The organism is Pseudomonas sp. CHM02 (assembly GCF_000612585.1).
Lineage (GTDB): Bacteria > Pseudomonadota > Gammaproteobacteria > Pseudomonadales > Pseudomonadaceae > Aquipseudomonas.
The window spans coordinates 116,543-140,504 of the sequence record NZ_JFCA01000009.1; the positions used below are offsets into that span (position 1 = coordinate 116,543).

The window sequence follows — 23,962 nt, forward strand, 5'->3', positions numbered from 1 at the left end:
GCCGGCTCACCAGACCTGGCCCTGACGCTTCAACTCCAGGCGCCGCACAAATTCCTCCAGCACCAGGCCGTAGAGGTCGTCCTGCAAGTAGGCGTCCTCGATGCCCGCATCCAGGTTGGGATTGTCGTTGACCTCGATCACCACCACCTTGTCGCCGGACTGCTTGAGGTCGACGCCGTAGAGGCCATCACCGATCAAGTTGGCGGTCTTCACAGCCAGTTCCACCACCGCCTTGGGCGCTTCGTGGACCGCCAGGGTGCGGCACTCGCCGTTGATGTCCTGGCCGATGGCCTTGTGGTTGTAGATCTGCCAATGCCCCTTGGACATGAAGTACTGGCAGGCAAAGATCGGCTTGCGGTTGAGTACGCCGATGCGCCAGTCATACTCGGTGTAGAAAAACTCCTGCGCCAGCAGCAGCACCGAATGTTCGAACAGCTCGGCGGTGGCTTTAAGCAACGCCTCCTGGCTTTCGACCTTGATCACGCCTCGCGAGAAACAGCCGTCGGGGATCTTCAGCACCAGCGGAAAGCCCAGGCGCTCGCCGACCCGCTCGAAGTCTTCCGGTCGTTCCTTGTACAGGATCTCGGTGGCGGGCATGCCCAGTTGATGGCTGTTGAGCAGGTCGGTGAGGTAGACCTTGTTGGTACAGCGCAGGATCGACGCCGGGTCGTCCATTACCACCAGGCCTTCGCTTTCGGCTTTCTTGGCGAAGCGATAGGTGTGGTTGTCGACGCTGGTGGTTTCGCGGATCAGCAAGGCGTCGTATTCGGCCAGGCGCGAGTAGTCCTTGCGCTCGATCAACTCCACATCGATGCCCAGGCCCTTGCCCACGCGAATGAAATTATCCAGCGCCTTGGCATTCGACGGCGGCAATTGCTCCTGGGGATCGTGCAGGATGGCCAGGTCATAACGGGCCAGGCGACGTGAGCGCGGTTGGCGCCAGATCTTGCGGCTGAAGTTGTCGAGGGCGTGAGCGAATTGATCTTCCTGATCATCGCGCAACTTGTGCAACACACCAGACTTGACCCCTTCGATGTGCCAGCCGTTATTCTTTTTGAAATCAACTAACAGAATCGGGCACGGAAAGGTTTCAAACAACTGACGGGCCAAATCCTGCAACGGTTCTATATTGGTCCGGCCAAAGTAAAGTGTCAGGGTAAAGCCTTCGGTATTGCTGTAAAGATGATGACTCAGGGCTTTATCCAGGGTCTTGTCCAAGTCGTCCAGCGCCAGGCCGTACAACGACTTCCTGGTCAGTTCGCTGATGGTGCGCACCGATGGAATCACCTTGTGCCCACGGGCCTCGGCGAGCAGCGAGCAGTAGTAGCCATGCCCCAGGTACTTGTAGCTGCGGCACAGGTTGATCACCTGCACGCGCTTGCCGGTCTCGTTTTCCCGGGTCTGCTCCAGGTATTCCTGGGCGGTGACGATGTCTTCGCTGGGGAAGTAGGAGGCCCAATCTTCCTTACGCTCGACAATGATCACTACTTGACGGGTTCCTCTGAGGGGGGCGGAAAAATAACCTTTATCAGTTATTGTCGCCGCGACAGTTTGCTCGGATACTTCACGCCAATGACCTTGTACCGCCGACATAATATTTGATCCGCTTTAGAGAACTCGACCTTTTCTATTAAGCACGATCTTTTAGAGAAGTCCCGTTTCGTTACGCAACTTTTACGGCGGTCATATGGCTCTTTGCTTTCGCGTTGCAACCCCCTGCGATGTGCCTGAATTAGTGGCACTGGAACAGCACTGTTTCACCACTGACCGACTGTCATTGCGCAGTTTCCAGTGGATGGTCAGCCGCGCCCACGGCCAGTTGCTGGTGGCGGACAATGACGGGCAGCTCCTCGGCTATGCGCTGGTGCTGTTCCACCGGGGCACCTCGTTGGCGCGCCTGTACTCCATCGCCATTGCCGAGCACGCGCGCGGCCTGGGGCTGGGCAAACAGCTGCTCGCACGCATCGAGTCCATCGCCGTGGAACACGACTGCGCCTACCTGCGCCTGGAAGTGCGCACCGACAACCCCGGCGCCCTCGCCCTGTATGAGCGCAATGGCTACCGACGTTTCGCGCTGCTCAACGATTACTACGAAGACCACACCGCCGCCTTGCGCCTGGAGAAACGCATCGTCCAGCACCAGGATGCGCGCCCGCAAAGCGTGCCCTATTACCAGCAGACCACCGACTTCACCTGTGGCGCCGCCTGCCTGCTGATGGCCATGGGCGCGCTGGTACCTGCGCGCATGGCGCAACGGCGTGAAGAGCTGCAGATCTGGCGCGAAGCGACCACCGTGTTCATGACCGCCGGCCATGGCGGCTGCAGCCCCCAAGGGTTGGCCCTGGCGGCCTGGCGCCGGGGTTTTGCGGTGCGCATGCAGGTGAATGTGAGCGGGCCGCTGTTTCTGGATGGGGTGCGTGATGCGCATAAAAAGGATGTCATGCGCCTGGTGCATGAGGCCTTCGAAGAGGAATTGGCCGGCAGTGACGTCGAGCAAGTGTTCGGCGGTGCACTGGATTTGCCCCAGGTCTTGCGCGAGGGCGGCCAGCCGTTGGTATTGATCAGCAGCTACCGCCTCACCCGCTCCAAATCACCGCACTGGGTGATGGTCACCGACTGCGACGACGACTTCGTCTACCTGCACGACCCGGACGTCGACCACAGCCAGCACCGCCAGCCCCTGGACTGCCAGCATTTGCCGGTCAGCCATGGGGAGTTCGAGCGCATGTGCCGGTTCGGCAACAACAAACTGCGCGCGGCGGTGGTGGTCTTCAAGCCACCTGCTTGATCGCGGCCTTGGCTTCCAGTTCGCGCACCAGCGGCAACACGCGTTTGCCGAAGTATTCGACTTCTTCCTGGAAGTGCAGGAAGCCGGCGAGCACCAGGTCCACCCCTACCGCCTTCAGCGCGACGATGCGCTCGGCGATCTGCTGCGGCGTGCCGATCAGGTTGGTCTTGAAGCCATCGTTGTACTGCACCAGGTCTTCGAAACTGGACTTGGCCCAGTTGCCCTCGCCTTCCGGCGAAGCCTTGCCGGCCTGCCTGGCTGCATCGCCGAAGGCATTCACCGCCTCCGGATCAGCCTTGTCGATGATTTCTGCCAACACGGCGCGGGCTTCTTCCTCGGTGTCGCGGGCGATCACGAAAGCGTTGACGCCGACCTTGACCGAATGGTTATTCGCGGCCGCCTTGGCGCGAATATCATCGACCTGGGCCTTGATGCCTTCCGGGGTGTTGCCGTTGGTGAAGTACCAGTCCGAGACCCGCGCGGCCATGTCCCGCGCTGCCCGCGAGCTGCCCCCCTGGAACACTTCCGGCTGGCCGAGTGGCTTGGGCTTGAGGGTGTATTGGTTGAAACGGTAGAAATCGCCCTTGAAGGTGAAGTCGTCCTGGGTCCAGATGCCTTTGAGGGCGCGGATGAACTCTTCGGAGCGGCGATAGCGCTCGTCGTGCTCCAGCCAGTGTTCGCCGATAGCCTGGAACTCGCCCTTGAACCAGCCGCTGACGATATTTACCGCGATACGGCCGTTGGTGAGCTGGTCGATGGTTGCCAATTGCTTGGCCGCCAGCGCCGGTTGCCACGGGCCTGGCAGGATCGCAGCGATCACCTTGAGGGTGGTGGTCGCCGCCAGCAGCGCATGGCTGAACGCCACGGACTCATGCTGGTTTTCGGCGCCGTAGCCGGCGGTGAAGCGGATCTGGGTGAGGCCGTACTCGAAGCCCGCGGCTTCGGCCAGTTGCGCCAGTTTGCGGTTGTAGTCGATGCCCCAGTGGGTACGTTGCTCGATCTTGCTGACCACCAGCCCACCGCTGACGTTGGGCACCCAATAGGCAAATTTCACGGCTTGCTGACTCATCTAGCGGTACCTCGCACAAAAGGGATGTACCGAAAGCTTGAGCAGCAAGCGTGCCAGGCGGGGAAACGCCCGTGCCAGGCGCGCTGCGTTGAATGGCGGGTGCCGGCGCCGATGTCGCCGAGTACGCGATTTGTCGATCAGCTGTTGCCAGGGCAACAGTGGCTGAAGGCTTTACCCCGCAAATACGGGCGCCGGCACCCGGCATGAACTGTGCAATCTCCCCTGCATTGATCACTGCCCAGGAACCTCGCCCATGACCGAACAACACGTCATCAACCCGCTGTCCACCGGCGTCGACTACCCGAGCCTGGCGGCACGCTTCCGGCCGATTTTCCAGCGCATCGCCGAGGGCGCCGTAGAGCGCGAACAGAACCGCACCCTGCCCCACGAACCGATCCAGTGGCTGAAAGAGGCCGGCTTTGGCGCTGTGCGTGTACCGGTGGAGTACGGCGGCGGCGGCGCTTCCCTGCCGCAGTTGTTCGAACTGCTGATTGAACTGGCCGAAGCCGACTCCAACGTGCCCCAAGCCCTGCGCGGGCACTTTGCCTTTGCCGAAGACCGCCTGAATGCACCGCCCAGCGCCGGCCGCGACCTGTGGTTCAAGCGTTTCGTGGACGGCGATATCGTCGGCTGCGCCTGGACCGAAATCGGCAACGTGGCCATCGGCGATGTGATCACACAGGTCAGCCGCGACGGCGACCACTGGACGCTCAACGGAGAAAAGTTCTACAGCACCGGCAGCATCTTCGCCGACTGGATCGACGTGTACGCCCAACGCAGCGACACCGGCGCCGACGTGATCGCCGCCACCCGCGCCCGTCAGCCTGGCGTGGAGCACAGCGACGACTGGGATGGCTTTGGCCAGCGCACCACCGGCAGCGGCACGTCGCGCTTTACCAATGCAGTGGTGGAAGCAGACAACGTCATCGACTTTGCCACGCGTTTCAAATACCAGACCGCGTTCTACCAGTTGGTGCTGCTCGCCAGCCTGGCCGGTATCGGCCGCGCGGCATTGCGCGATGTGGCGCACCAAGTGCGCAGCCGCAAGCGCATCTACAGCCATGGCAATGCGGCCCATGTCAGCCAGGATTCGCAGATTCAACAAGTGGTGGGCGAAGTGGCTGCCCTGGTGTACGCCGCCGAGGCCAGCGCGTTGAGAGCGACGCTGCCGGCACAACGAGCGTATGTGGCGCGGTTTGGGGGAGATGACGCGGTGGAGCGCGAAGCTAACGTGGCGGCCGAGATTGAGTCGGCCACGGCGCAGGTGGTGGTGTCGGAGTTGATCCAGCGTGCGACCAGTGAGTTGTTTAATGCATTGGGGGCTTCGGATGTGCGCCAGGGTAAGGCGCTGGATCGGCATTGGCGGAATGCGCGGACGGTGTCGTCGCATAATCCGGTGATTTACAAGGCGCGGATTGTGGGGAATTGGGTGGTTAATGGGGTTGAGCCGCCGTTTGTTTGGCAGATTGGGAATGGACCGGGCGTAGTGGGTTGAGGTTTTTTATAGGGGGTATATCCGTTATTTGCGTGATGGCGGAGTTTGGTTCCGCCCTTACGGCGGGTCACTTTGGAAAAGAACCGGAATGCCGGCCCAGCCCAAAGTAACCAAAGGGCTCTTGCCCCAACACTCGGCACCTCGCCTAGGCTCGGTGTGCCCGTAATTCGACAGTGATTTGGGGGGCGCCTAAGATCAAAGTCAAAAACAAAGCGCGGCGGCCGAATAGCCGACCGGATCGTTGAAGCGTACGCGCTCCCCTGTAAGAGCCGGGCTTGCCCGCGAAGGTCGTTAACGATGACGCGGGAAACCAGGATAAACGCGGCGCCTTCACTGGTCTTAGGGCTGCTTCGCAGCCCGACGCGGGGCAAGCCCGCTCACCACAGTAAGGCGGTTACACAGAACAAAAAGCGTATCTACGATGCGCAGCGAGTCGCTCTTGATCTTGATCTGGGGCGCCCCGTCAAACACGCTGGCCGAACGCAGGCTTGAATCCGTGGGTAACCCGGCAGGACGCCGGGTTAGCCGCGCTGGGCCAAGGATGGCCCATCGCGGCGGCCCACGGATTCAAGCCGGAGTGAGGGCACACCGAGCCTAGGCGAGGTGCCGAGTGTTGGGGCAAGAGCGTTTTGCTTACTTTTGCGCTCTTCAAAAGTGAGCCGCCGTAAGGGCGGAACCAATAGCCGCCGTTACCTAAACAACGGATATGTACTCAATCAGAAAGCCAGTTTATAGCCAATGGCCATGAGCATAACCGCCAAACAAGGCCGCAACACCCCATCTGGCAGCTTGCCAGTCATATGACTGCCAATGTAGATCCCCGGCAACGACCCCATCAACAAAAACCCGAGCAAATGCCAGTCCATGTTCCCCATGCTGGCATGCCCCAACCCCGCCACCAGGGTCAGCGGCACCGCATGCGCAATCTCAGTCCCCACCAGCCGCCGCGTGGCCAGGAACGGATACAGGATAAACAACGCCACAGTCCCCAGCGCCCCCGCGCCAATGGACGTCAGGGCCACCATGGTACCGAGGATCGCCCCCGTCACCACCGTCAGCGCATTCAGATTGCGCGGGCGCATGTGGTAGTCATCGCCCGCATGCCGCTGGGCAAACGCCAACAGGCTCTTCTTGAACAGAATCGCCAGGGCCGTCAGCAGCAACACCACACCGAGGGCCTGCTTGATCACCGCATTCATCGCACTGGGATCGGTGTGCAGGCTGGCCAGGAACCACAGCGTCAGCAACACCGCAGGCACGCTGCCCAAGGTCAGCCAGCCCGTAATGGTCCAGTCGATATTCTTGTTCTTGCTGTGCACCAACACGCCACCGGACTTGGTGATGGCGGCGTACAACAGGTCGGTGCCCACCGCCGTGGCAGGGTTGATGCCGAACCACAGCAGGATCGGGGTCATCAACGAGCCCCCGCCCACACCGGTCATTCCCACGATAAAACCAACGATCAGGCCAGCAATTACAAAACCAACATTCCCCACATCCATTACAACTACCTGCGGCCTTATAAATTTCTGGCCGCAGGATAGCGATTTTTCTTATAACGACTTATATCAATATGATCTGACTTTATGCCTTTTAACTCAGTCGATGACACACGTAGGCCTGGGTCTGATACGGAAAAGCCACAGTGTCCCGCCCCTTCAACGCCGGATGCGTGTCGATCAGCGTCTGCAACTGCGCAGTGACGGCTGCCTTGGGCCCATCAGCCAGCGCGGCGATAAAACTCACGGAGAGGAAGCGGTCCATGATCACCTCCTGAGGGCTGCCGACATGGCTGTAGGAAAAACAGGTCAATTCGGGTTCGGAAAAATACTCGCCAGTGAAGGCCTCGCGCCAACGCCCGGTATGAAAACGCGGGGTATCACCCTCGTAAGGGGTGATGATGTCGGTAATGGCGGCGACCCAATCCACCGATTCATCCCGCACATTCCACACCAGGCCAAGGCGGCCGGCGGGCTTGAGCACGCGGTGGATTTCTGCCAGCGCCGCCTCGGTGGAAAACCAGTGGAATGCCTGGGCGCACACCACGGCATCGGCACTGCCGGACGGCAACGGGATGGACTCAGCGGTGCCATTGACCAGGCGCACATCCGGCAGCAGTCGGGTCAATTGCGCGCCCATCGCCGCTACGGGTTCGACGGCCGTCAATGTCGGCGCCAGGGTGCTGAGCAAACGCGTGAACTTGCCGGTGCCGGCCCCCAGGTCAATCACGTTGGACTGTGCATCGACGCGCAAGGTCTCCGCCAGCCAGCCCGTGAGTTGCCTGGGATAATCCGGCCGGCCTTGGGCGTAGGTCACGGCCTGGGTAGAGAAACCTCGTTGAGCAGACGTGTGAACACCAGTCATTGCCAATCTCTCCTCGGATAAAGCGGGGGCACAGTGTGCGCGCTCTGACATTTATTTTCTAATCGCTGCATCCAATCGTGCCGGCCATGGGTAGTCCTTTCAGTCACCCCGCTGTTTTACTGAAATGGAGAAGTACCCATGAACGCTAAAGCACTGTTCTGCCTCACCACCCTGCTGGCCGCTGCACCTGCCGCATTCGCCCAGACCGGCTTGCCGGACAGCATCAAGGTACCGGACGGCCACAAGGTGGCGCTGGAAACCACCGGCGTCGGCGAAATCACCTACGAGTGCCGCGACAAGGCCAACGCTGCCGGCCAGACCGAGTGGACCTTTGTCGGACCCAAGGCAGTATTGAATGACCGCAGTGGCAAGCAGGTCGGCACCTATTTCGGCCCACCTGCCACCTGGCAGGCCAAGGACGGTTCGAAAGTCACCGGCACTCAGTTGGCCGTGGCGCCATCCGGTGCGGGCAACCTGCCGTATCAACTGGTCAAGGCCAACCCGGCCGAAGGCAAGGGCGCGATGAGTGGCGTGAGCTACATCCAGCGCGTAGCCCTCAAGGGAGGTGTGGCGCCGAGCACTGAGTGCACGGCGGCCAACAAAGGCAAGCAGGAAGTGGTGAAGTACCAGGCCGACTACATTTTTTGGGCAGCCAACTGAGCAAAGTCGGCTACGCTGCCCCCTGTAGCTTGCCGGCGATGGCGACGTGCCAGTCAACACATCAGAGACTGTCCCGCCGTTATCGCCGGCAAGCCGGCTCCTACGGGGGATGGCGCTGGTGATTAAGGTGGTGGAAATACGTGTCCTTGCCTGATGTGGACTTTGATTACGAGGCCTGTCTGACAGCGTGCGCCCGTGGCGATCAACGCGCGTTGCGCCAGCTCTATGAGCAGGACAGCAGTCGTCTGCTCGGCGTGGCGCTGCGCATCGCCAGGGACCGCTCCCTGGCCGAAGACATCGTGCATGACGCGTTCATCAAGATCTGGCGCGGCGCGTGCAGTTTCGACCCCAGCCGCGGTTCGGCCCGTGGCTGGGTGTTCAGCGTGACACGTCACCTGGCGCTGAATGTCGTGCGCAATCACTACCGTGAAGTGCCACTGGGCGACGAGCACGAATCCATCAGCACCGACGCATTTGAATTCAGCGCACGCTCCGGGCAAGTCCACACCTGCCTGGAGCAGCTCGACCCGGCCCGCCGCACGTGCATCCTGCATGCCTATGTCGACGGTTATTCCCACAGCGAAATCGCCCGGAAACTGGACACCCCGCTGGGGACCGTCAAAGCCTGGATCAAACGTAGCCTCGCCGCGCTGCGGGAGTGCATGGCATGAGCAACCCACTGGACGAACTCGCCAGCGAATATGTGCTGGGTACCCTGCCCGGCGAGCAGCGCGCCGAGGTCGAGCAACGCCTTCCCCACGACGCCGAGTTACGCGCAGCGGTCGATGCCTGGGAACAGCGCCTGTTGCCCCTGACGGCCCTGGCGGAACCCGTGCCGCCCTCGCCTGAATTATGGCGACGCATCGAGCGCCACACCGCCAGTGCCCGCACACCCTGGTGGGACCTGCTGGCGGTGTGGCGCGGCCTGGCCGGTGCAGGGCTGCTGACCACGCTGGTGCTGGCCGCGCTGCTGCTGACCCGTCCGCCCACGGCCGACCCAAGCTTCGTGGTGGTGCTGGTGGCGCCGCAAAGCCAGGCGCCGGGCTGGGTGATCCAGGCCCGCAACGATCAGCGGATTCAGTTGATTCCGTTGGGCGTAATGGAAGTGCCCGCCGACAAGGCCTTGCAGTTCTGGACCAAGGGCGACGGCTGGCAAGGGCCGGTGTCCCTGGGCCTGGTCAAGCCGGGGCAGACGCTCTCGGTGCCGCTGGACAAACTGCCACCGCTGACCCAGAACCAGCTGTTCGAACTGACCCTGGAAGACCCGCGCGGCTCGCCGACCGGCAAACCCACCGGACCGATCCAGGCGATCGGCCGCGCAGTCAAAGTGCTCTGATCAGGCGACGCTGGGCAACCACACGCGGAACCGCGCACCGCCCAACGGCGACGCCAACGCGGTCAAGGTGCCGCCCTGGGCTTCCAGGGCACGCCGGCTGATGGCCAGGCCCAGGCCGAAACCGCCGGTGGCGCGGTCGCGGCTGCGGTCCAGGCGGTAGAACGGCTCGAAGATGCGTTCGCGCTGATCCAGCGGGATGCCGATACCGTCATCATCCACCCAGATCTCGCAGCCCTTGGGACCTACCTTGACGCCGACCTGGATACGCTTGTCGCAGTAACGCGTGGCATTGCGCAGCAGGTTCTGCAAGGCACGGGCGGTGAGGCGCGGATCAAGGCTGAAGCGCTCCACGGCGCAATCGAGCGCGACATCGATGACGATCTCGGGGTTTTCCAGCTCGTCGTCGACACTGCCAAGTACGCTGTCGATAAACTCATCGAGCACTACCTCGACCCGCTCCGGCAGTTGCGCCGGGTTTTGCAGGCGGCTGTAGGACAGCAACTCCAGCACCAGTTCATCCAGCTCGCGTATATGCGCCACCAGGCTTTGCAGACGTTCGCGACTGGCTTCGGGCAAGTCCTCGGAGAGCGCCAGGGCCAGGCCGAAATCCAGGCGCGTAAGCGGTGTGCGCAATTCATGGGAGACCGCGTTGAGCAGGTCGCGCTGCTGGTTGAGCAGGTGTTCGATGTCGTTGGCCATGGTGTCGAACACCGACGCCAGGCTGCCGATGCTGGAGCTGGCCGGAATGCGCGTGCGTTCGGCCAGGTTGCCCTGGCCCAATTGCCCGGCGGTGCTTTTCAGGCGTTCCAGGTCGCGCCAGTGCGGACGCAGCCACACCAGCAGGCAGGCCAGCAGTGCGGCGACGATCAGCACGTTGATCGCCCAGTACAACACGTTCATGTCCATCGGATCGGGCGGTATGGTCAGCTTGACCACGAACTGCTCATTGATCGGCGAGCTGATTTCCTCCATCCAGCCCCACTCCCCCAGGCGCACCACCGGTTTGCCCTGCTCCAGCAGTTGTTCTTCCGCCGGGGTGTAGCTGGCGTCCTGGCGCAGCAGCAATTGCACTTTCAGTGGCGCGAAGTCACGGCTCAGTTGGTCGGTCACCCGTGACCAGCGTTCCACGGGCGCACGCAGGTATTGCTTGACGATCAGCTTTTGCTGGCCGCGGGTCTGCTCGATGTTGTAGTTCATGTAGCGGTGTTCGAACAGCTGGATCACCAATGAGGGAATCAAGTAGATCGCCAGGCTGTAGGTGACGATGGTGATCAGGTAAAGGCGCAGCAATACACGGAACATGGATCAGTATTCCCACTCGGAACGGCTGAACAGGTAACCCTTGCCCCACACCGTCTTGATCTTGCGCGCTTCACCGGCGTTGTCGTCGAACTTGCGGCGCAGCTTGGAGATGGCCACGTCCACCGAGCGGTCGGTGCCGTTGAACTCGATACCGCGCAGGCGTTGCAGGATCTGGTCGCGGCTGAGCACTTCGCCGGCATGCCGCGCCAGCACCACCAGCAGGTTGTATTCGCCGCTGGACAACTCCACGGCCTGCTCGCGCCAGGTCACGGTGCGCTCCGACAGGTCGATGCACAGGTTGCCCATGATGATCTGGTCGTTGGCCACCTGGGGCTCGGACAAACTGCTGCGGCGCAACAGCGTACGCACGCGCGCCAGCAACACACGCGGCTCACAGGGCTTGGTCACGTAGTCATCGGCGCCCATTTCCAGGCCCAGCACCTGATCGTGGCTGTCGTCGCGGGCGGTGAGCATCAGGATCGGCAGGCCCGCCGAGTCGGCACGCAACAGGCGGCATACCTGCAGGCCGTCCAGACCTGGCAGCATCAGGTCGAGGATCACCAGGTCCGGGGGGTTAAGGCGTGCGCGTTCACGGACATGGTCGCCACGGCTGAGCACATTGACGTGGTAGCCATTGCGTTCCAGGTAGCTGGCAATCAGCTCGGAAAGTGCGGCGTCGTCTTCCACCAGGAGGATGTTGGGCATAAAGGTGTTTCCAGAAAATACAGTTATTGGTCGTACACAAATCCCAGGTGGGAGGGGGCTTGCTGTGGTGAGTGGGGCTTGTCCCCCGACGGGGTCACCACAGATCAATGGGGCTGCCTCGCAGCCCGGCGCGGGGCAAGCCCGCTCACCACAGCAAGTCCTCTCACTACAGCAAGCCCCCTCACACATGGGATCTCCAGTGTTTGCAGGATTGTGCAAGGATATACGCCCTCGGCGCCGCGCGCGCCGCACCTTACATTTCTTCACAGACGACCTACACAGCTTCACAGCACCAAGGCGCAGGTGACTTTAGGATGCGCCAGTCAATATTGGGATAAGAGCATGTCGAAGAATCTGTTTGCGCCATTTTGCCTGCTGGCCCTCACCCTGGCGCTGAGCGCGTGTGGCAACTCTGCCGCCGAAGCGCCGGAAATGCCCCTGGCCAAAGTGCGCATCGAAACCCTGGAAGCCAAGCCCCTGTCGATCACCAGCGAACTGAGCGGGCGCATTGCCGCGCCGCGCATCGCCGAAGTGCGTGCACGGGTCGCCGGCGTGGTGATGCAACGGGTGTTCAAGGAAGGCCACGACGTTAAACAGGGCGACGTGCTGTTTCGCATCGACCCCGCTCCTTTCAAGGCCGACCTCGACAGCGCCCAGGCCAACCTGAGCAAGGCCGAGGCGAATGCCTTCCAGGCGCGCCTGCAGGAGCAGCGCTACAGCCAGTTGGTGGAAGGCAACGCCATCAGCGGCCAGGACTACGACAACGCTCGCGCCGCCGTGCGCCAGACCAACGCCGAAGTCGCCGCCAACAAGGCCGCCGTCGAGCGCGCCCGGCTGAACCTGGGCTACGCCACTGTGACCGCGCCGATTTCCGGGCGCATCGGCCGTGCGCTGGTCACCGAGGGCGCCTTGGTCGGCCAGAACGAGGCCACGCCGCTGGCGATCATCCAGCAACTGGACCCGATCCACGCCGACCTGACCCAATCCACCCGCGAGCTGAATGACCTGCGCCGCGCCTTCCGCGCCGGCAGCCTGAAGCAGGTCGGCCAGGACCAGGCCAAGGCCACGCTGATCGAGGACGACGGCAGCCTGTACCCGTTGCCGGGCAAGTTGCTGTTCGCCGAGATCAGTGTCGACCCGGGCACCGGGCAGATCATCCTGCGCAGCGAGTTCCCCAACCCGGACCTCGACCTGTTGCCCGGCAGCTTTGTGCGGGTGCGCCTGGAACAAGCCGTCGACAAGCAAGGTATCAGCGTGCCGCAACGCGCCATCACCCGTGACAGCGCGGGTATCCCGATGGTGTTGCTGTTGGACGCCGAGCAGACCGTGAGCCTGCAGCCGGTGGAACTGGGTGCAGTGATCAATGATCGCTGGATCGTCAGCAGTGGCCTCAGGCCCGGTGACCGCATCATCGTCGAAGGCCTGCAACACGCGCGCCCCGGTGAAAAAGTTGAAGTGGACGACAGCCCGCTCGTAAAGGAATAACCCGCCATGCCGCAGTTCTTTATTGACCGCCCGATCTTCGCTTGGGTGGTCGCCCTGTTTATCCTGCTGGCCGGTTTGCTGGCGATCCCGCAGTTGCCGGTGGCGCAGTACCCTAACGTCGCGCCGCCGAAAGTCGAGATCTACGCGGTGTACCCCGGCGCCTCGGCCCAGACCCTGGACGAAAGCGTGGTGAGCCTGATCGAGCAGGAGCTCAACGGCGCCGATCACCTGCTGTATTTCGAGTCCCAGAGCAGCCTGGGCTCGGCCACCATCACCGCCACCTTCCAGCCGGGCACCAACCCGGAAATGGCCCAGGTGGATGTGCAGAACCGCCTCAAAGCGGTCGAGCCGCGCCTACCGCAAGCGGTGACCCAGCAAGGCTTGCAGGTGGAGAAAGTCTCCGCCGGTTTCCTGCTGCTGGTGACCCTCACCTCCAACGACGGCAAGCTCGATGACGTGGCGCTGAGTGATTACCTGGCGCGCAACGTGATGAACGAACTCAAGCGCCTCGACGGTGTGGGCAAGGCCCAGCTGTATGGTGCCGAGCGCGCCATGCGCATCTGGATCGACCCGCAGAAACTGATCGGCTTCAACCTGACGCCGGCCGACGTGAACGCCGCGATCAGCGCGCAGAACGCCCAGGTTTCGGCCGGCAGCATCGGTGATTTGCCGGGCACCAACACCCAGGAAATCACCGCCGCGATCCTGGTCAAGGGCCAGCTTTCAACGCCAGCCGAGTTCGCGGACATCGTGCTCAAGGCCAACCCGGACGGTTCCACCGTGCGCATCGGTGATGTGGCGCGGGTGGAAGTCGGCAGCCAGGAATACCAGTTCTCCACGCGGCTCAACGGCAAGCCTTCCACCGCCGTCAGCGTGCAGTTGTCGCCCGGCGCCAATGCGTTGAGCACCGCGACCCTGGTGCGAGCCAAGATGGACGAGCTGTCGCGTTACTTCCCGGCCAATGTGGAATACAAGATTCCTTACGATACTTCGCCGTTCGTCAAAGTCTCGATCACCAAAGTGGTCTACACCCTGCTTGAGGCCATGGCGCTGGTATTCGCGGTGATGTTCCTGTTCCTGCAGAACGTGCGCTATACGCTAATCCCGACCCTGGTGGTGCCGATTGCGCTGATGGGCACCTTTGCCACCATGCTGTTGCTGGGCTTCTCCATCAACGTGCTGACCATGTTCGGCATGGTGCTGGCCATCGGTATCCTGGTGGACGACGCGATCGTGGTGGTGGAGAACGTCGAGCGCATCATGGCCACCGAGGGCCTGTCGCCCAAGGAAGCGACGAAAAAAGCCATGGGCCAGATCACCGGCGCCATCATCGGCATCACTCTGGTGCTGGTCGCGGTGTTCCTGCCCATGGCGTTCATGGCCGGTTCGGTGGGGGTGATCTACCAGCAATTCTCGCTGTCGATGGCCACCTCGATCCTGTTCTCGGCGTTCCTCGCCCTGACCTTGACCCCGGCCCTGTGCGCCACTTTGCTCAAGCCGATCGCCCAGGGCGAGCACCATGCCAAGGGCGGTTTCTTTGGCTGGTTCAACCAGCGCTTTGAAAGCCTCACCGACCGCTATGAAGGCTGGGTGGCGTATGCCCTCAAGCGCAGCGGCCGCTACCTGCTGATCTACCTGGTGCTGCTGGTGGGCCTGGGCTGGATGTTCAGCCGCCTGCCCTCCTCGTTCCTGCCGGTGGAAGACCAGGGCTACACCATCACCGACATCCAGTTGCCACCGGGTGCAAGCAAGAACCGCACGGTGCAGGTGGCCGAGCAGATCGAAGCGCATAACGCCGAGGAACCTGGGGTGGGTGACACCACCATGATCATGGGTTTCAGTTTCTCCGGTTCGGGGCAAAACGCGGCACTGGCGTTTACCACGCTCAAGGATTGGTCGGAACGCGGCAGCGATGATTCCGCAGCGTCGATTGCCGACCGCGCCAACATGGCGTTCAGCGAGCTCAAGGACGCGATTGCCTATGCGATCCTGCCGCCGCCGGTGGACGGCCTGGGCACGTCCAGCGGCTTCGAATTCCGTCTGCAGGACCGGGGTGGCGTCGGCCATGCCGCGTTGATGGCAGCCCGCACCGAATTGCTGGGTGCCGCCGAGAAAAGCCCGATCCTCGCCAACGTGCGCGAAAGCGCCCTGGCCGAAGCGCCGCAAGTGCAACTGGAAGTGGACCGCAAGCAGGCCAACGCACTGGGCGTGTCCTTTGCGGAGGTGGGCAATGTGCTGTCCTCGGCCATCGGTTCGGCCTATATCAACGACTTCCCCAACCAGGGCCGCATGCAGCGGGTGGTAGTGCAGGCCGAGGGCGACCAACGCAGCCAGGTGGCGGACTTGATGAAGATCAACGTGCGCAACAACGCCGGCAAGATGGTGCCACTGTCCGCCTTTGTCGAAGCCAAATGGACCCAGGGCCCGACCCAGTTGACCCGTTACAACGGCTACCCGGCCATCGCGATTTCCGGCGAAGCGGCACCGGGGCACAGCACCGGTGAGGCGATGGACGAGATCCAGCGCCTGGTCAGCCAGTTGCCGGCAGGTTTGGGCCAGGAATGGACCGGTTTATCGTTGCAGGAACGCTTGTCCGGCTCCCAGGCGCCGTTGCTGCTGGGCTTGTCGCTGCTGATTGTGTTCCTGTGCCTGGCCGCGTTGTATGAAAGCTGGTCGATCCCGACCTCGGTGTTGCTGGTGGTGCCGCTCGGTGTACTTGGCGCGGTCGTGGCGGTGGCGTTGCGCGGCATGCCCAACGATGTGTTCTTCAAGGTCGGCTTGATTACCATCATCGGCCTGTCGGCGAAGAACGCGATCCTGATCATCGAATTCGCCAAAGACCTGTATGACCAAGGTGAGGACCTGGTCACCGCCACCTTGAAAGCCGCGCGGTTGCGCCTGCGGCCGATCATCATGACGTCCCTGGCGTTCATCCTCGGCGTGGTGCCGCTGGCGATTGCCACAGGTGCCAGTTCGGCCAGCCAGCAGGCGATTGGTACGGGGGTGATCGGCGGGATGATCACGGCAACGCTGGCGGTGGTGTTTGTGCCGGTGTTCTTCGTGGTGGTGATGAAGGTGGTGCGCAAGCGCCACAAAACAGACTGATCAACGCCCCCCTGTAGGAGCTGGCTTGCCAGCGATGCAGACACCTCGGCCTTTGAGACACACCGAGTCGATGCGATCGCTGGCAAGCCAGCTCCTACAAGGGTTATGGTGCTCACATCCAACTGCCTGTGAGCCTCCATGCCCTTCCTCGCCCGCACCCACCCTCGCCTTTCCGCCGCCGCCGTGCTTGGCCTTGCCGTCGGTATCCTGGTCCCCGCCGACAGCCTCGTCAGCAAAGTCCTCATCGGCTGGAACGTTGGGGTTTGGACCTACCTGGTACTGATGCTGTGGCTGACCCGCCGCGCCAAAGCCGAGGATGTGAAGCGCATCGCCGAGATCGAAGATGAAAACGCCGGATTGGTGCTGTTCACGGTGTGCATCGCGGCCATCGCCAGCCTGGCGACCATCACCTTCGAACTGGTGGGCAGCAAAGACCTGGCCAACTCGGAACGCCTGCTGCACTACGGTTTCACCGGGCTGACAGTGATTGGTTCGTGGTTGCTGATCGGGGTGATCTTCAGCGTGCACTACGCCCGCCTCTATTACACCTGGGACGGCAAGGAGCCGGCGCTACGCTTCGCTGAGGGCCTGACCACCCCCAATTACTGGGACTTCCTGTACTTCTCCTTCACTATTGGCGTCGCGGTGCAGACCTCCGATGTCGGCGTCGCCACCCGTGCCATGCGCAAAGTGGTGCTGGGCCAATCGTTGATCGGCTTTCTGTTCAACACGGCGATCCTGGGGTTTTCGATCAATATCGCCGCCGGGCTGTTCGGCTGACGCTGCACAAACCTTCTAGACGCCTATCCGCTGTTGGGCGCTAATAGCCTCACTTAGTCCGCTTCGGTGTTTTATGGCCGCGCACAACTGGATCGACCTGTCCCAGGACGCCGACACCGGCATCGAGACCCTGCGCGCGCATTTTGAAGGCCACGCCTACGACCCCCACTGGCACGACAGCTACCTGATCGGCGTCACCGAGCAAGGCGTGCAGCAATTCAACTGCCGCCGCATCCGCCACAACAGCGTGCCGGGCCAGGTGTTCCTGGTGGAGCCCGGCGAACTGCATGATGGCGATGCGCCCACCGCAGACGGTTTTACCTACCACATGCTCTACCTCGACCCACAGTGGCTGGCGCGTGAAGTCAACGCGGTGTTTGAAGAGGCACCGCTCAATAGCCAATTGGGTTTCGCCAGCACCTTGACCAGCGACCCGCGCCTGGCCATGGCCACCAGCCAAGCCTTCCAGACCCTGCACGGCGGCGAACTGCGCATCGTGCGCCAGCGCGCCATGGACCACCTGCTGGAGCGCCTCACCGGCCAACTCTACTGGCGCACTCGCTACCGCGACGACCCGCGATTGCCGCTGGTGGCACATAAGGCCAGGGAATATTTGCATGCCCACCTGCACGTTGATGTGGGCATGGACGAACTGACCCTGGCCTGCGGCGTCGACCGCTTTCGCCTGAGCCGTGCATTCAAGAGCGCGTTTGGCTTGCCCCCCCACGCGTATCTGGTACAACTGCGCCTGGCCCGCGCCCGGCATTTGCTGGCCAAGGGCGAGCAACCGGCAGAGGTAGCGATTGCCCTGGGCTTTGCCGACCAGAGCCACCTGGGCCGCTGGTTCGTGCGCGCCTACGGCCTCACGCCCGCCGCGTACCGCAAGCGCTGCTCAAATCTTCCAGACAGGTGATACGCCGGCCAGTGAAGATCGACTCCATCGAATGGTTTACCGGAGTCATCCGTCATGCTGTCCACGCTCGTCCCCTTCATGCTGTTCGCGTTCGTCGCTTCGATAACGCCTGGCCCGACCAATATCCTGGTGCTGAGTAACAGCGCGCGGTATGGCTTGAAAGCCGCGTTGCCCATTATCCTCGGCGCCTGCGTTGGCGCTGCAGGCCTTGTGTTGCTGGTGGGGATCGGCGTAGGCCAGTCGCTGGTGCATTTGCCCAAGGTGCAAACAGCCATGCAATGGACCGGCGTCGCCTGGCTGAGCTACCTGGCCTGGCAGATCTTCAGTGCGCCCGCCCAAGCCATCGAAGTGGATGCAAGTGGAAAACCCCTCGGCCTGATCGGCGCCGCCAGCCTGCAATTGATCAACCCGAAAACCTGGATGATGGCGCTAGCGGTGGTGAGTGTATTTGCCGGCCAGGGCGCAGAGCGCCAGAACCAGGTGGTGTACTTGTCCCTGGTGTTTTTCCTGATATCGATACCTTGCCTGGGCACTTGGGCGCTAGTAGGGGCTGGCGCCTCACGGGTGTTTCGTTCGGCCACGGCCATGCAACGTTTCAACCGAGGTATGGCCCTGTTGCTATTGGCTGCGACCTGGTTGGGTGTGCTGGTCTGAACGTACCGGTCATCTGGCCTTGTCCTACATCTTCTTGACGACTTTCCTAGTTTAGTGGTCTCCTGAAACCGGTTTCAGTTATTCCAATAAAAAAGAAGATCGATGACCGTGAACAATTTTTCCGCCGCCCAGCGCAGCCGCGTGACCATGTTTGATGTGGCTGAGCGCGCTGGCGTGTCCAAGGCCAGCGTGTCGCGCTTTATCGGCGATGACCGCGCCCTGCTCTCCGATGCCATCGCCCTGCGCATCGAACAGGCCATCGAAGAACTCGGCTACCGCCCGAACCAGATGGCCCGTGGGCTCAAACGCGGGCGCACGCGCCTGATCGGCATGCTGGTGGCGGATATCCGCAACCCCTATTCCATTGCCGTGATGCACGGCGTCGAAACCGCCTGCCGCCAGCACGGCTACAGCCTGGTGGTGTGCAACACCGACCGCGATGACGAGCAAGAGCGCCAGCACTTGGCAGCGCTGCGCTCGTACAACATCGAAGGGTTGATCGTGAACACCCTCGGCCATCACCTCGACCAGTTGCTGGAATTGCAACGGGAAATGCCCCTGGTGCTGGTGGACCGCAAGGTCGCGCCGCTGCACAGCGACCTGGTAGGCCTGGACAACCCAGCGGCGGTGCGCATGGCCGTGGAACACCTCGAGCGACAGGGTTATCGCGATGTGCTGATGGTGAGTGAAGCCACCGATGGCACCAGCTCGCGGCTGGAGCGTCTGGACAGTTTCAAGGCTGAAATCGCCAGCCACCCGGCATTGACCGGCGCTGTATTGGAGTTGGATGAAACGCTGCAAAAACACTTGCAGACCTTTCTCGCAAAACCTGGCCCCAAGGCGCTGTTCTGCGCCAACGGTGTCGCGGCGTTGGCCTGCACCCGCGCACTGAAAAACCTGGGTTGCAACCTGTTTGATGACATCGGCCTGATCGCCCTGGATGATCTCGATTGGTACCCGCTGGTAGGCACGGGCATCACCGCCCTCGCCCAGCCCACCGAGGCGATTGGCGCCAGTGCCTTCGACTGTTTGCTCAAGCGTTTGCGGGGCGATACGGCTCCGACCCGCACCCTGGACTTCCTGCCCCAACTGATCATCCGAGGCTCCACAAAACCCTTGTAGGAGCCGGCTTGCCGGCGATGAGGCCCTTGAGGCAAGCGTCCATTTCAAGGACGCCATCGCCGGCAAGCCGGCTCCTACAGGTTTTGGTTTACGTATAAAAATGAAACCGGTTTCAGAGGTAACCAACAATGCATAAATACCCCGTCTCCATCAGCCTTTCCAGCTACGGCGCCGATCGGGTGCGCCAGCAGGGCCAATTGAGTTTTGTCGAGGTCCTCGCCGCCGCCGGCGCCCAGTGCATCGAATGGCGCGAAGAGCTTTTAACTGACGAACAGCCCACCGAACTGGCCCAGGCAGCAGCGCAACAGGATCTGGAATCGGTGTTCTCATCGCCGTTGGAGTTGTGGGTCGCCGGCCGCGCCCAACCGAATGCCGAACTCGTGACCACCCTGAATCGGGCGCAGGCGTTTGGCTCACGCTGGCTGAAAGTCTCCCTCGGCTATTTCACCGACACCAACGACCTGGAAAGCCTGCACGCCCTGCTCAACCGCCACCCAGTCCACTTGTTGGTCGAGAACGACCAGACCCTGCACGGCGGCCGCATCGAACCGATGCAGCGCTTCTTCACCGAAGTGGAACGCCTGGGCCTGCCGGTGAAAATGACCTTCGACATCGGCAACTGGCAATGGCAGGACCAGTCCGCCCTCACCGCCGCGCGTCTGCTGGGCCGGCATGTGGACTACCTGCACTGCAAGGCCGTGGCCCGTCGCCCCGACGGCAAGCTGGTCGCGCTACCGCCCGGCGCCACCGACCTGCATCTGTGGGAACAACTGCTCAAGCACATGACTCCAGGTATTAGCCGGGCCGTGGAATTCCCGCTGCAAGGCGACGACCTGGTCGCGGTCACTGCGCAGCAGGTCGCCACCCTCACCCTGCTGGGCCAACCCCGTGCGGAGCATGCTCATGTCTGAGATCGATATCCTCTCGTTTGGTGAAACCATGGCGATGTTTGTCGCCGAGCAAACGGGCGATCTGGCCCACGTGGCTCAGTTCCATAAACGGATCGCGGGTGCCGACAGCAACGTCGCCATCGGCCTGTCGCGCCTGGGCTTCAACGTGGCCTGGCTGAGCCGGGTGGGCAATGATTCCCTCGGGCGCTTTGTGGTCGATGCCTTGACGAAAGAAGGTTTGGATTGCCGCCATGTGGCGGTCGACCCGTTGCACCCCACCGGCTTTCAGCTCAAGTCCCGCGAAGAAACCGGCGATGACCCTCAGGTCGAGTATTTCCGCAAGGGCTCGGCGGCCAGTCACTTGTCGGTCGCCGCCATCAGCCCTGCCCTGCTGCAAGCCCGCCATCTGCATGCCACCGGCATTCCGCCAGCGTTGTCCGACGCCACCCGCGAATTGTCCCGCGAGCTGATGACACAGATGCGCAAGGCCGGGCGCAGCGTGTCGTTCGACCCCAACCTGCGCCCGTCGCTGTGGGCCAACCCACAGACGATGATCCGCGAAATCAACGCCCTCGCCGGCCTGGCCGACTGGGTCCTGCCGGGCCTGGGCGAAGGTCGCCTGCTCACCGGCTTCGATGACCCGGCCGACATCGCCGCGTTTTACCTCGACCAGGGCGCCGAAGCCGTAGCGATCAAGCTCGGCGCGGACGGCGCCTACTACCGCACCCAGATGGACCAGGGCTTTGTCGCCGCCGTCCGCGTGGACAACGTGGTGGACACGGTGGGTGCCGGCGACGGTTTCGCCGTGGGCATGATCAGCGCCCTGCTGGAAAACCTCAGCTTCCGCGAGGCGGTACAGCGCGGCAACTGGATCGGCAGCCGTGCCGTGCAGAGCCGTGGAGACATGGAAGGCTTGCCCACCCGTTCAGAGCTGCCCGTTCGATCCGTTGCATAACCCACTCCCTGTTGCCACAACTACAACAAGCTCAGGAGCCACACCATGGATACGCTGAAACTCGCCACCCGCCGCTGGTGGTACATCATGCCCATCGTTTTCATCACCTACAGCCTGGCCTACCTGGACCGCGCCAACTATGGCTTCGCCGCTGCCTCCGGGATGGCCGAAGACCTGATGATCACCCCCGGCATGTCGTCATTGCTGGGGGCGCTGTTTTTCCTCGGTTACTTTTTCTTCCAGGTGCCGGGGGCGATCTACGCGCAGAAGCGCAGCGTCAAAAAGCTGATCTTCGTCAGCCTGATCCTGTGGGGCGGCCTGGCAACGCTGACCGGCGTGGTGTCCAACGCCTACATGCTGATCGTGATTCGCTTCATGCTCGGCGTGGTGGAAGCGGCGGTGATGCCGGCGATGCTGGTGTACCTGTGCCACTGGTTCACCCGTGCCGAACGCTCGCGCGCCAATACCTTCCTGATCCTCGGCAACCCGGTGACCATGCTGTGGATGTCGGTGGTGTCGGGCTACCTGGTGCAGCATTTCAGCTGGCGCTGGATGTTTATCATCGAAGGCCTGCCGGCGGTGTTGTGGGCGTTTATCTGGTGGAAGCTGGCCGATGAGCGTCCGAAGGATGCCAAGTGGCTCAGCGACAGCGAAAAGCACAACCTGGAAACGGCCCTGGCTGCCGAACAGGTGGGCATCAAGGCGGTGAAGAACTATGCCGAGGCATTCCGCTCACCCAAGGTGATCATCCTGGCGCTGCAGTTCTTCTGCTGGAGCATCGGCGTGTACGGCTTTGTGCTGTGGCTGCCGTCGATCCTCAAGGCCGGTTTGCAGATGGACATGGTCGAAGCCGGCTGGCTCTCGGCGCTGCCGTACCTGGCGGCGGTGATCGGCATGCTCGCGGTCTCCTGGGGCTCGGACAAGCTGCAAAAACGCAAACGTTTCGTGTGGCCGCCGCTGCTGATTGCCTCCATCGCCTTCTACGCGTCCTACGTGCTAGGCGCCGAACACTTCTGGTGGTCCTACACCCTGCTGGTAATTGCCGGCGCCTGCATGTACGCGCCCTACGGTCCGTTTTTTGCCATCGTCCCGGAAATCCTCCCGGCCAACGTCGCCGGTGGCGCCATGGCGCTGATCAACAGCATGGGCGCCCTCGGTTCGTTCGGCGGTTCGTACCTGGTGGGTTATCTCAATAGCAGCACCGGCTCGCCCGGCGCTTCGTACCTGCTGATGAGCGGCGCGCTGCTGCTGTCGGTGGTGCTGACGATTTTTCTCAAGCCCGGCGCCAGTGATCGCACGCCGGCGCCCAACTTGGAATTAAAGGTAAAGACCGCATGAAAAAGTCTGTCGTGCTGTACAAGAAACTCTCCGCGCCGCTGATGGCCCGCCTGCATGAACAGGCCGAGGTCACGCTGATCGAAGCCCTGGACGACACCGGCCTGGCCACGCTGCGCGACGCCCTCCCCACCGCCCATGGCCTGCTGGGTGCCAGCCTGCGCCTGGATGCCAGGCTGCTGGACCTGGCGCCGAAACTGGAAGCGATCGCCAGCGTGTCGGTGGGTGTCGACAACTACGACATCGACTACCTGACAGCGCGCGGCATCCTGCTCAGCAACACGCCGGACGTGCTCACCGAAACCACCGCCGACACGGGCTTTGCCTTGATCCTGGCCACCGCCCGCCGCGTGGTCGAACTGGCCGACATGGTGCGTGCCGGCCAGTGGAGCAAGAACATTGGCCCGGCGCATTTCGGCAGCGACGTGCATGGCAAGACCCTGGGCATCATCGGCATGGGCCGCATCGGCGAGGCCCTGGCCCAGCGTGGACATTTTGGTTTCGGCATGCCGGTGATCTACCACAGCCATTCGCCCAAACCGGCGGTGGAAGCGCGTTTTGGCGCGCAGTACCGCAGCTTGAATGACTTGCTGCAACAGGCCGACTTTGTTTGCCTGACCCTGCCGCTCACCGCTGAAACCGAGAAACTGATCGGCGCCGAACAATTCGCGCTGATGGGCCCGGAGACGATCTTTATCAATATTTCGCGGGGCAAGGTGGTGGATGAGGCGGCGCTGGTGGAAGCGTTGCAGCAGCGCACCATTCGGGCGGCGGGGTTGGATGTGTTTGAAAAGGAGCCGCTGGATCACGGCTCGCCGTTGTTGCGCTTGAACAATGTGGTGGCCACGCCGCATATCGGCTCGGCGACGTATGAGACACGGGAAGCGATGGCCACGTGTGCGGTGGAGAATCTGTTGCAGGCGTTGGCCGGGGAAAGGCCAAAGAACCTTGTGAATGCAGCAGCGTGGAAACACTGATCCTACTGTAGTGAGCGAGCTTGCCTC

General features: G+C 62.4%; 21 protein-coding genes. 15 read left to right on the top strand and 6 right to left on the bottom strand.

The window, feature by feature from the left end; all coding sequences use genetic code 11:
* Positions 1-6: 6 nt before the first annotated feature.
* Complete coding sequence (locus tag BM70_RS0106725) at positions 7-1,593, bottom strand: RimK family protein (protein WP_025855289.1); 1,587 nt, start codon at positions 1,591-1,593, stop codon at positions 7-9.
* 94 nt (positions 1,594-1,687) lie between these two features.
* On the opposite strand from BM70_RS0106725, the gene BM70_RS0106730 reads away from it, so the two are divergent.
* Positions 1,688-2,788 carry a GNAT family N-acetyltransferase/peptidase C39 family protein gene (locus BM70_RS0106730; protein WP_025855290.1) on the top strand — a complete coding sequence of 367 codons (1,101 nt, stop codon included), beginning with the start codon at positions 1,688-1,690 and terminating at the stop codon, positions 2,786-2,788.
* Here BM70_RS0106730 and sfnG read toward each other — a convergent pair.
* A complete protein-coding gene (gene sfnG / locus BM70_RS0106735; protein ID WP_025855291.1) occupies positions 2,772-3,857 on the bottom strand; it encodes a dimethylsulfone monooxygenase SfnG in 1,086 nt (361 codons plus the stop codon). The two genes, BM70_RS0106730 and sfnG, sit on opposite strands and share 17 nt — an antisense overlap.
* 253 nt (positions 3,858-4,110) lie before the next feature.
* On the opposite strand from sfnG, the gene BM70_RS0106740 reads away from it, so the two are divergent.
* Complete coding sequence (locus BM70_RS0106740) at positions 4,111-5,352, top strand: acyl-CoA dehydrogenase family protein (RefSeq protein WP_025855292.1); 1,242 nt, start codon at positions 4,111-4,113, stop codon at positions 5,350-5,352.
* Positions 5,353-6,068: 716 nt separating this feature from the next.
* On the opposite strand, the gene BM70_RS0106745 is transcribed toward BM70_RS0106740, so the two are convergent.
* Complete coding sequence (locus BM70_RS0106745; protein ID WP_025855293.1) at positions 6,069-6,854, bottom strand: sulfite exporter TauE/SafE family protein; 786 nt, start codon at positions 6,852-6,854, stop codon at positions 6,069-6,071.
* A gap of 91 nt (positions 6,855-6,945) precedes the next feature.
* Positions 6,946-7,716, bottom strand: a complete 771-nt coding sequence (locus BM70_RS0106750; protein WP_025855294.1) for a class I SAM-dependent methyltransferase — start codon at positions 7,714-7,716, stop codon at positions 6,946-6,948.
* 138 nt (positions 7,717-7,854) lie between these two features.
* Here BM70_RS0106750 and BM70_RS0106755 point away from each other — a divergent pair, with 138 nt between their 5' ends.
* The 3 genes from BM70_RS0106755 to BM70_RS0106765 all read left to right on the top strand — a co-directional run bounded on the left by BM70_RS0106755 (position 7,855) and on the right by BM70_RS0106765 (position 9,712).
* Positions 7,855-8,376 (top strand): DUF3455 domain-containing protein, encoded by a 522-nt coding sequence (locus BM70_RS0106755; protein ID WP_025855295.1) that lies wholly within the window; start codon positions 7,855-7,857, stop codon positions 8,374-8,376.
* Positions 8,377-8,522: 146 nt separating this feature from the next.
* Complete coding sequence (locus BM70_RS0106760; RefSeq protein WP_025855296.1) at positions 8,523-9,047, top strand: sigma-70 family RNA polymerase sigma factor; 525 nt, start codon at positions 8,523-8,525, stop codon at positions 9,045-9,047.
* Entirely contained in the window at positions 9,044-9,712 is a 669-nt protein-coding gene (locus tag BM70_RS0106765) for an anti-sigma factor domain-containing protein (protein WP_025855297.1), read from the top strand. The genes BM70_RS0106760 and BM70_RS0106765 overlap by 4 nt, the downstream gene beginning before the upstream one ends.
* On the opposite strand, the gene BM70_RS0106770 is transcribed toward BM70_RS0106765, so the two are convergent.
* Complete coding sequence (locus BM70_RS0106770) at positions 9,713-11,014, bottom strand: ATP-binding protein (protein ID WP_025855298.1); 1,302 nt, start codon at positions 11,012-11,014, stop codon at positions 9,713-9,715.
* Positions 11,015-11,017: 3 nt separating this feature from the next.
* Positions 11,018-11,719 carry a response regulator transcription factor gene (locus tag BM70_RS0106775; RefSeq protein ID WP_025855299.1) on the bottom strand — a complete coding sequence of 234 codons (702 nt, stop codon included), beginning with the start codon at positions 11,717-11,719 and terminating at the stop codon, positions 11,018-11,020.
* Between the two features lie 342 nt (positions 11,720-12,061).
* Here BM70_RS0106775 and BM70_RS0106780 point away from each other — a divergent pair, with 342 nt between their 5' ends.
* From BM70_RS0106780 to BM70_RS0106825, 10 genes are all read left to right on the top strand, one after another.
* On the top strand, positions 12,062-13,204 hold the full coding sequence (locus BM70_RS0106780) for an efflux RND transporter periplasmic adaptor subunit (protein WP_025855300.1): 1,143 nt from the start codon (positions 12,062-12,064) through the stop codon (positions 13,202-13,204).
* A 6-nt stretch (positions 13,205-13,210) separates the two neighbouring features.
* Complete coding sequence (locus BM70_RS0106785) at positions 13,211-16,309, top strand: efflux RND transporter permease subunit (protein ID WP_025855301.1); 3,099 nt, start codon at positions 13,211-13,213, stop codon at positions 16,307-16,309.
* A gap of 138 nt (positions 16,310-16,447) precedes the next feature.
* Positions 16,448-17,089 (top strand): DUF1345 domain-containing protein, encoded by a 642-nt coding sequence (locus BM70_RS0106790; RefSeq protein WP_025855302.1) that lies wholly within the window; start codon positions 16,448-16,450, stop codon positions 17,087-17,089.
* Between the two features lie 73 nt (positions 17,090-17,162).
* On the top strand, positions 17,163-18,002 hold the full coding sequence (locus BM70_RS0106795; RefSeq protein WP_025855303.1) for an AraC family transcriptional regulator: 840 nt from the start codon (positions 17,163-17,165) through the stop codon (positions 18,000-18,002).
* 54 nt (positions 18,003-18,056) lie between these two features.
* Positions 18,057-18,656 (top strand): LysE family translocator, encoded by a 600-nt coding sequence (locus BM70_RS0106800; protein ID WP_025855304.1) that lies wholly within the window; start codon positions 18,057-18,059, stop codon positions 18,654-18,656.
* 108 nt (positions 18,657-18,764) lie between these two features.
* On the top strand, positions 18,765-19,778 hold the full coding sequence (locus tag BM70_RS31130; RefSeq protein WP_155952133.1) for a LacI family DNA-binding transcriptional regulator: 1,014 nt from the start codon (positions 18,765-18,767) through the stop codon (positions 19,776-19,778).
* Between the two features lie 128 nt (positions 19,779-19,906).
* A complete protein-coding gene (locus BM70_RS0106810; RefSeq protein ID WP_025855305.1) occupies positions 19,907-20,689 on the top strand; it encodes a sugar phosphate isomerase/epimerase in 783 nt (260 codons plus the stop codon).
* Positions 20,682-21,623 carry a sugar kinase gene (locus tag BM70_RS0106815; RefSeq protein ID WP_025855306.1) on the top strand — a complete coding sequence of 314 codons (942 nt, stop codon included), beginning with the start codon at positions 20,682-20,684 and terminating at the stop codon, positions 21,621-21,623. Before BM70_RS0106810 ends, BM70_RS0106815 begins: the two co-directional genes overlap by 8 nt.
* A 45-nt stretch (positions 21,624-21,668) precedes the next feature.
* Positions 21,669-22,961 (top strand): MFS transporter, encoded by a 1,293-nt coding sequence (locus BM70_RS0106820; protein WP_025855307.1) that lies wholly within the window; start codon positions 21,669-21,671, stop codon positions 22,959-22,961.
* Positions 22,958-23,935 carry an NAD(P)-dependent oxidoreductase gene (locus BM70_RS0106825; protein ID WP_025855308.1) on the top strand — a complete coding sequence of 326 codons (978 nt, stop codon included), beginning with the start codon at positions 22,958-22,960 and terminating at the stop codon, positions 23,933-23,935. The genes BM70_RS0106820 and BM70_RS0106825 overlap by 4 nt, the downstream gene beginning before the upstream one ends.
* Positions 23,936-23,962 lie beyond the last annotated feature (27 nt).

What these genes read in the sequence shown, in the direction of transcription:
- BM70_RS0106750 (WP_025855294.1), bottom strand. Translation starts at nt 7,716, where the DNA reads ATGACTGGTGTTCACACGTCTGCTCAACGAGGTTTCTCTACCCAGGCC.
- BM70_RS0106775 (WP_025855299.1), bottom strand. Translation starts at nt 11,719, where the DNA reads ATGCCCAACATCCTCCTGGTGGAAGACGACGCCGCACTTTCCGAGCTG.
- BM70_RS0106780 (WP_025855300.1), top strand. Translation starts at nt 12,062, where the DNA reads ATGTCGAAGAATCTGTTTGCGCCATTTTGCCTGCTGGCCCTCACCCTG.
- BM70_RS0106745 (WP_025855293.1), bottom strand. Translation starts at nt 6,854, where the DNA reads ATGGATGTGGGGAATGTTGGTTTTGTAATTGCTGGCCTGATCGTTGGT.
- BM70_RS0106725 (WP_025855289.1), bottom strand. Translation starts at nt 1,593, where the DNA reads ATGTCGGCGGTACAAGGTCATTGGCGTGAAGTATCCGAGCAAACTGTC.
- BM70_RS0106785 (WP_025855301.1), top strand. Translation starts at nt 13,211, where the DNA reads ATGCCGCAGTTCTTTATTGACCGCCCGATCTTCGCTTGGGTGGTCGCC.
- sfnG (WP_025855291.1), bottom strand. Translation starts at nt 3,857, where the DNA reads ATGAGTCAGCAAGCCGTGAAATTTGCCTATTGGGTGCCCAACGTCAGC.
- BM70_RS0106740 (WP_025855292.1), top strand. Translation starts at nt 4,111, where the DNA reads ATGACCGAACAACACGTCATCAACCCGCTGTCCACCGGCGTCGACTAC.
- BM70_RS0106795 (WP_025855303.1), top strand. Translation starts at nt 17,163, where the DNA reads ATGGCCGCGCACAACTGGATCGACCTGTCCCAGGACGCCGACACCGGC.
- BM70_RS0106790 (WP_025855302.1), top strand. Translation starts at nt 16,448, where the DNA reads ATGCCCTTCCTCGCCCGCACCCACCCTCGCCTTTCCGCCGCCGCCGTG.
- BM70_RS0106825 (WP_025855308.1), top strand. Translation starts at nt 22,958, where the DNA reads ATGAAAAAGTCTGTCGTGCTGTACAAGAAACTCTCCGCGCCGCTGATG.
- BM70_RS0106820 (WP_025855307.1), top strand. Translation starts at nt 21,669, where the DNA reads ATGGATACGCTGAAACTCGCCACCCGCCGCTGGTGGTACATCATGCCC.
- BM70_RS0106800 (WP_025855304.1), top strand. Translation starts at nt 18,057, where the DNA reads ATGCTGTCCACGCTCGTCCCCTTCATGCTGTTCGCGTTCGTCGCTTCG.
- BM70_RS0106815 (WP_025855306.1), top strand. Translation starts at nt 20,682, where the DNA reads ATGTCTGAGATCGATATCCTCTCGTTTGGTGAAACCATGGCGATGTTT.
- BM70_RS0106730 (WP_025855290.1), top strand. Translation starts at nt 1,688, where the DNA reads ATGGCTCTTTGCTTTCGCGTTGCAACCCCCTGCGATGTGCCTGAATTA.
- BM70_RS0106810 (WP_025855305.1), top strand. Translation starts at nt 19,907, where the DNA reads ATGCATAAATACCCCGTCTCCATCAGCCTTTCCAGCTACGGCGCCGAT.
- BM70_RS0106765 (WP_025855297.1), top strand. Translation starts at nt 9,044, where the DNA reads ATGAGCAACCCACTGGACGAACTCGCCAGCGAATATGTGCTGGGTACC.
- BM70_RS0106755 (WP_025855295.1), top strand. Translation starts at nt 7,855, where the DNA reads ATGAACGCTAAAGCACTGTTCTGCCTCACCACCCTGCTGGCCGCTGCA.
- BM70_RS0106770 (WP_025855298.1), bottom strand. Translation starts at nt 11,014, where the DNA reads ATGTTCCGTGTATTGCTGCGCCTTTACCTGATCACCATCGTCACCTAC.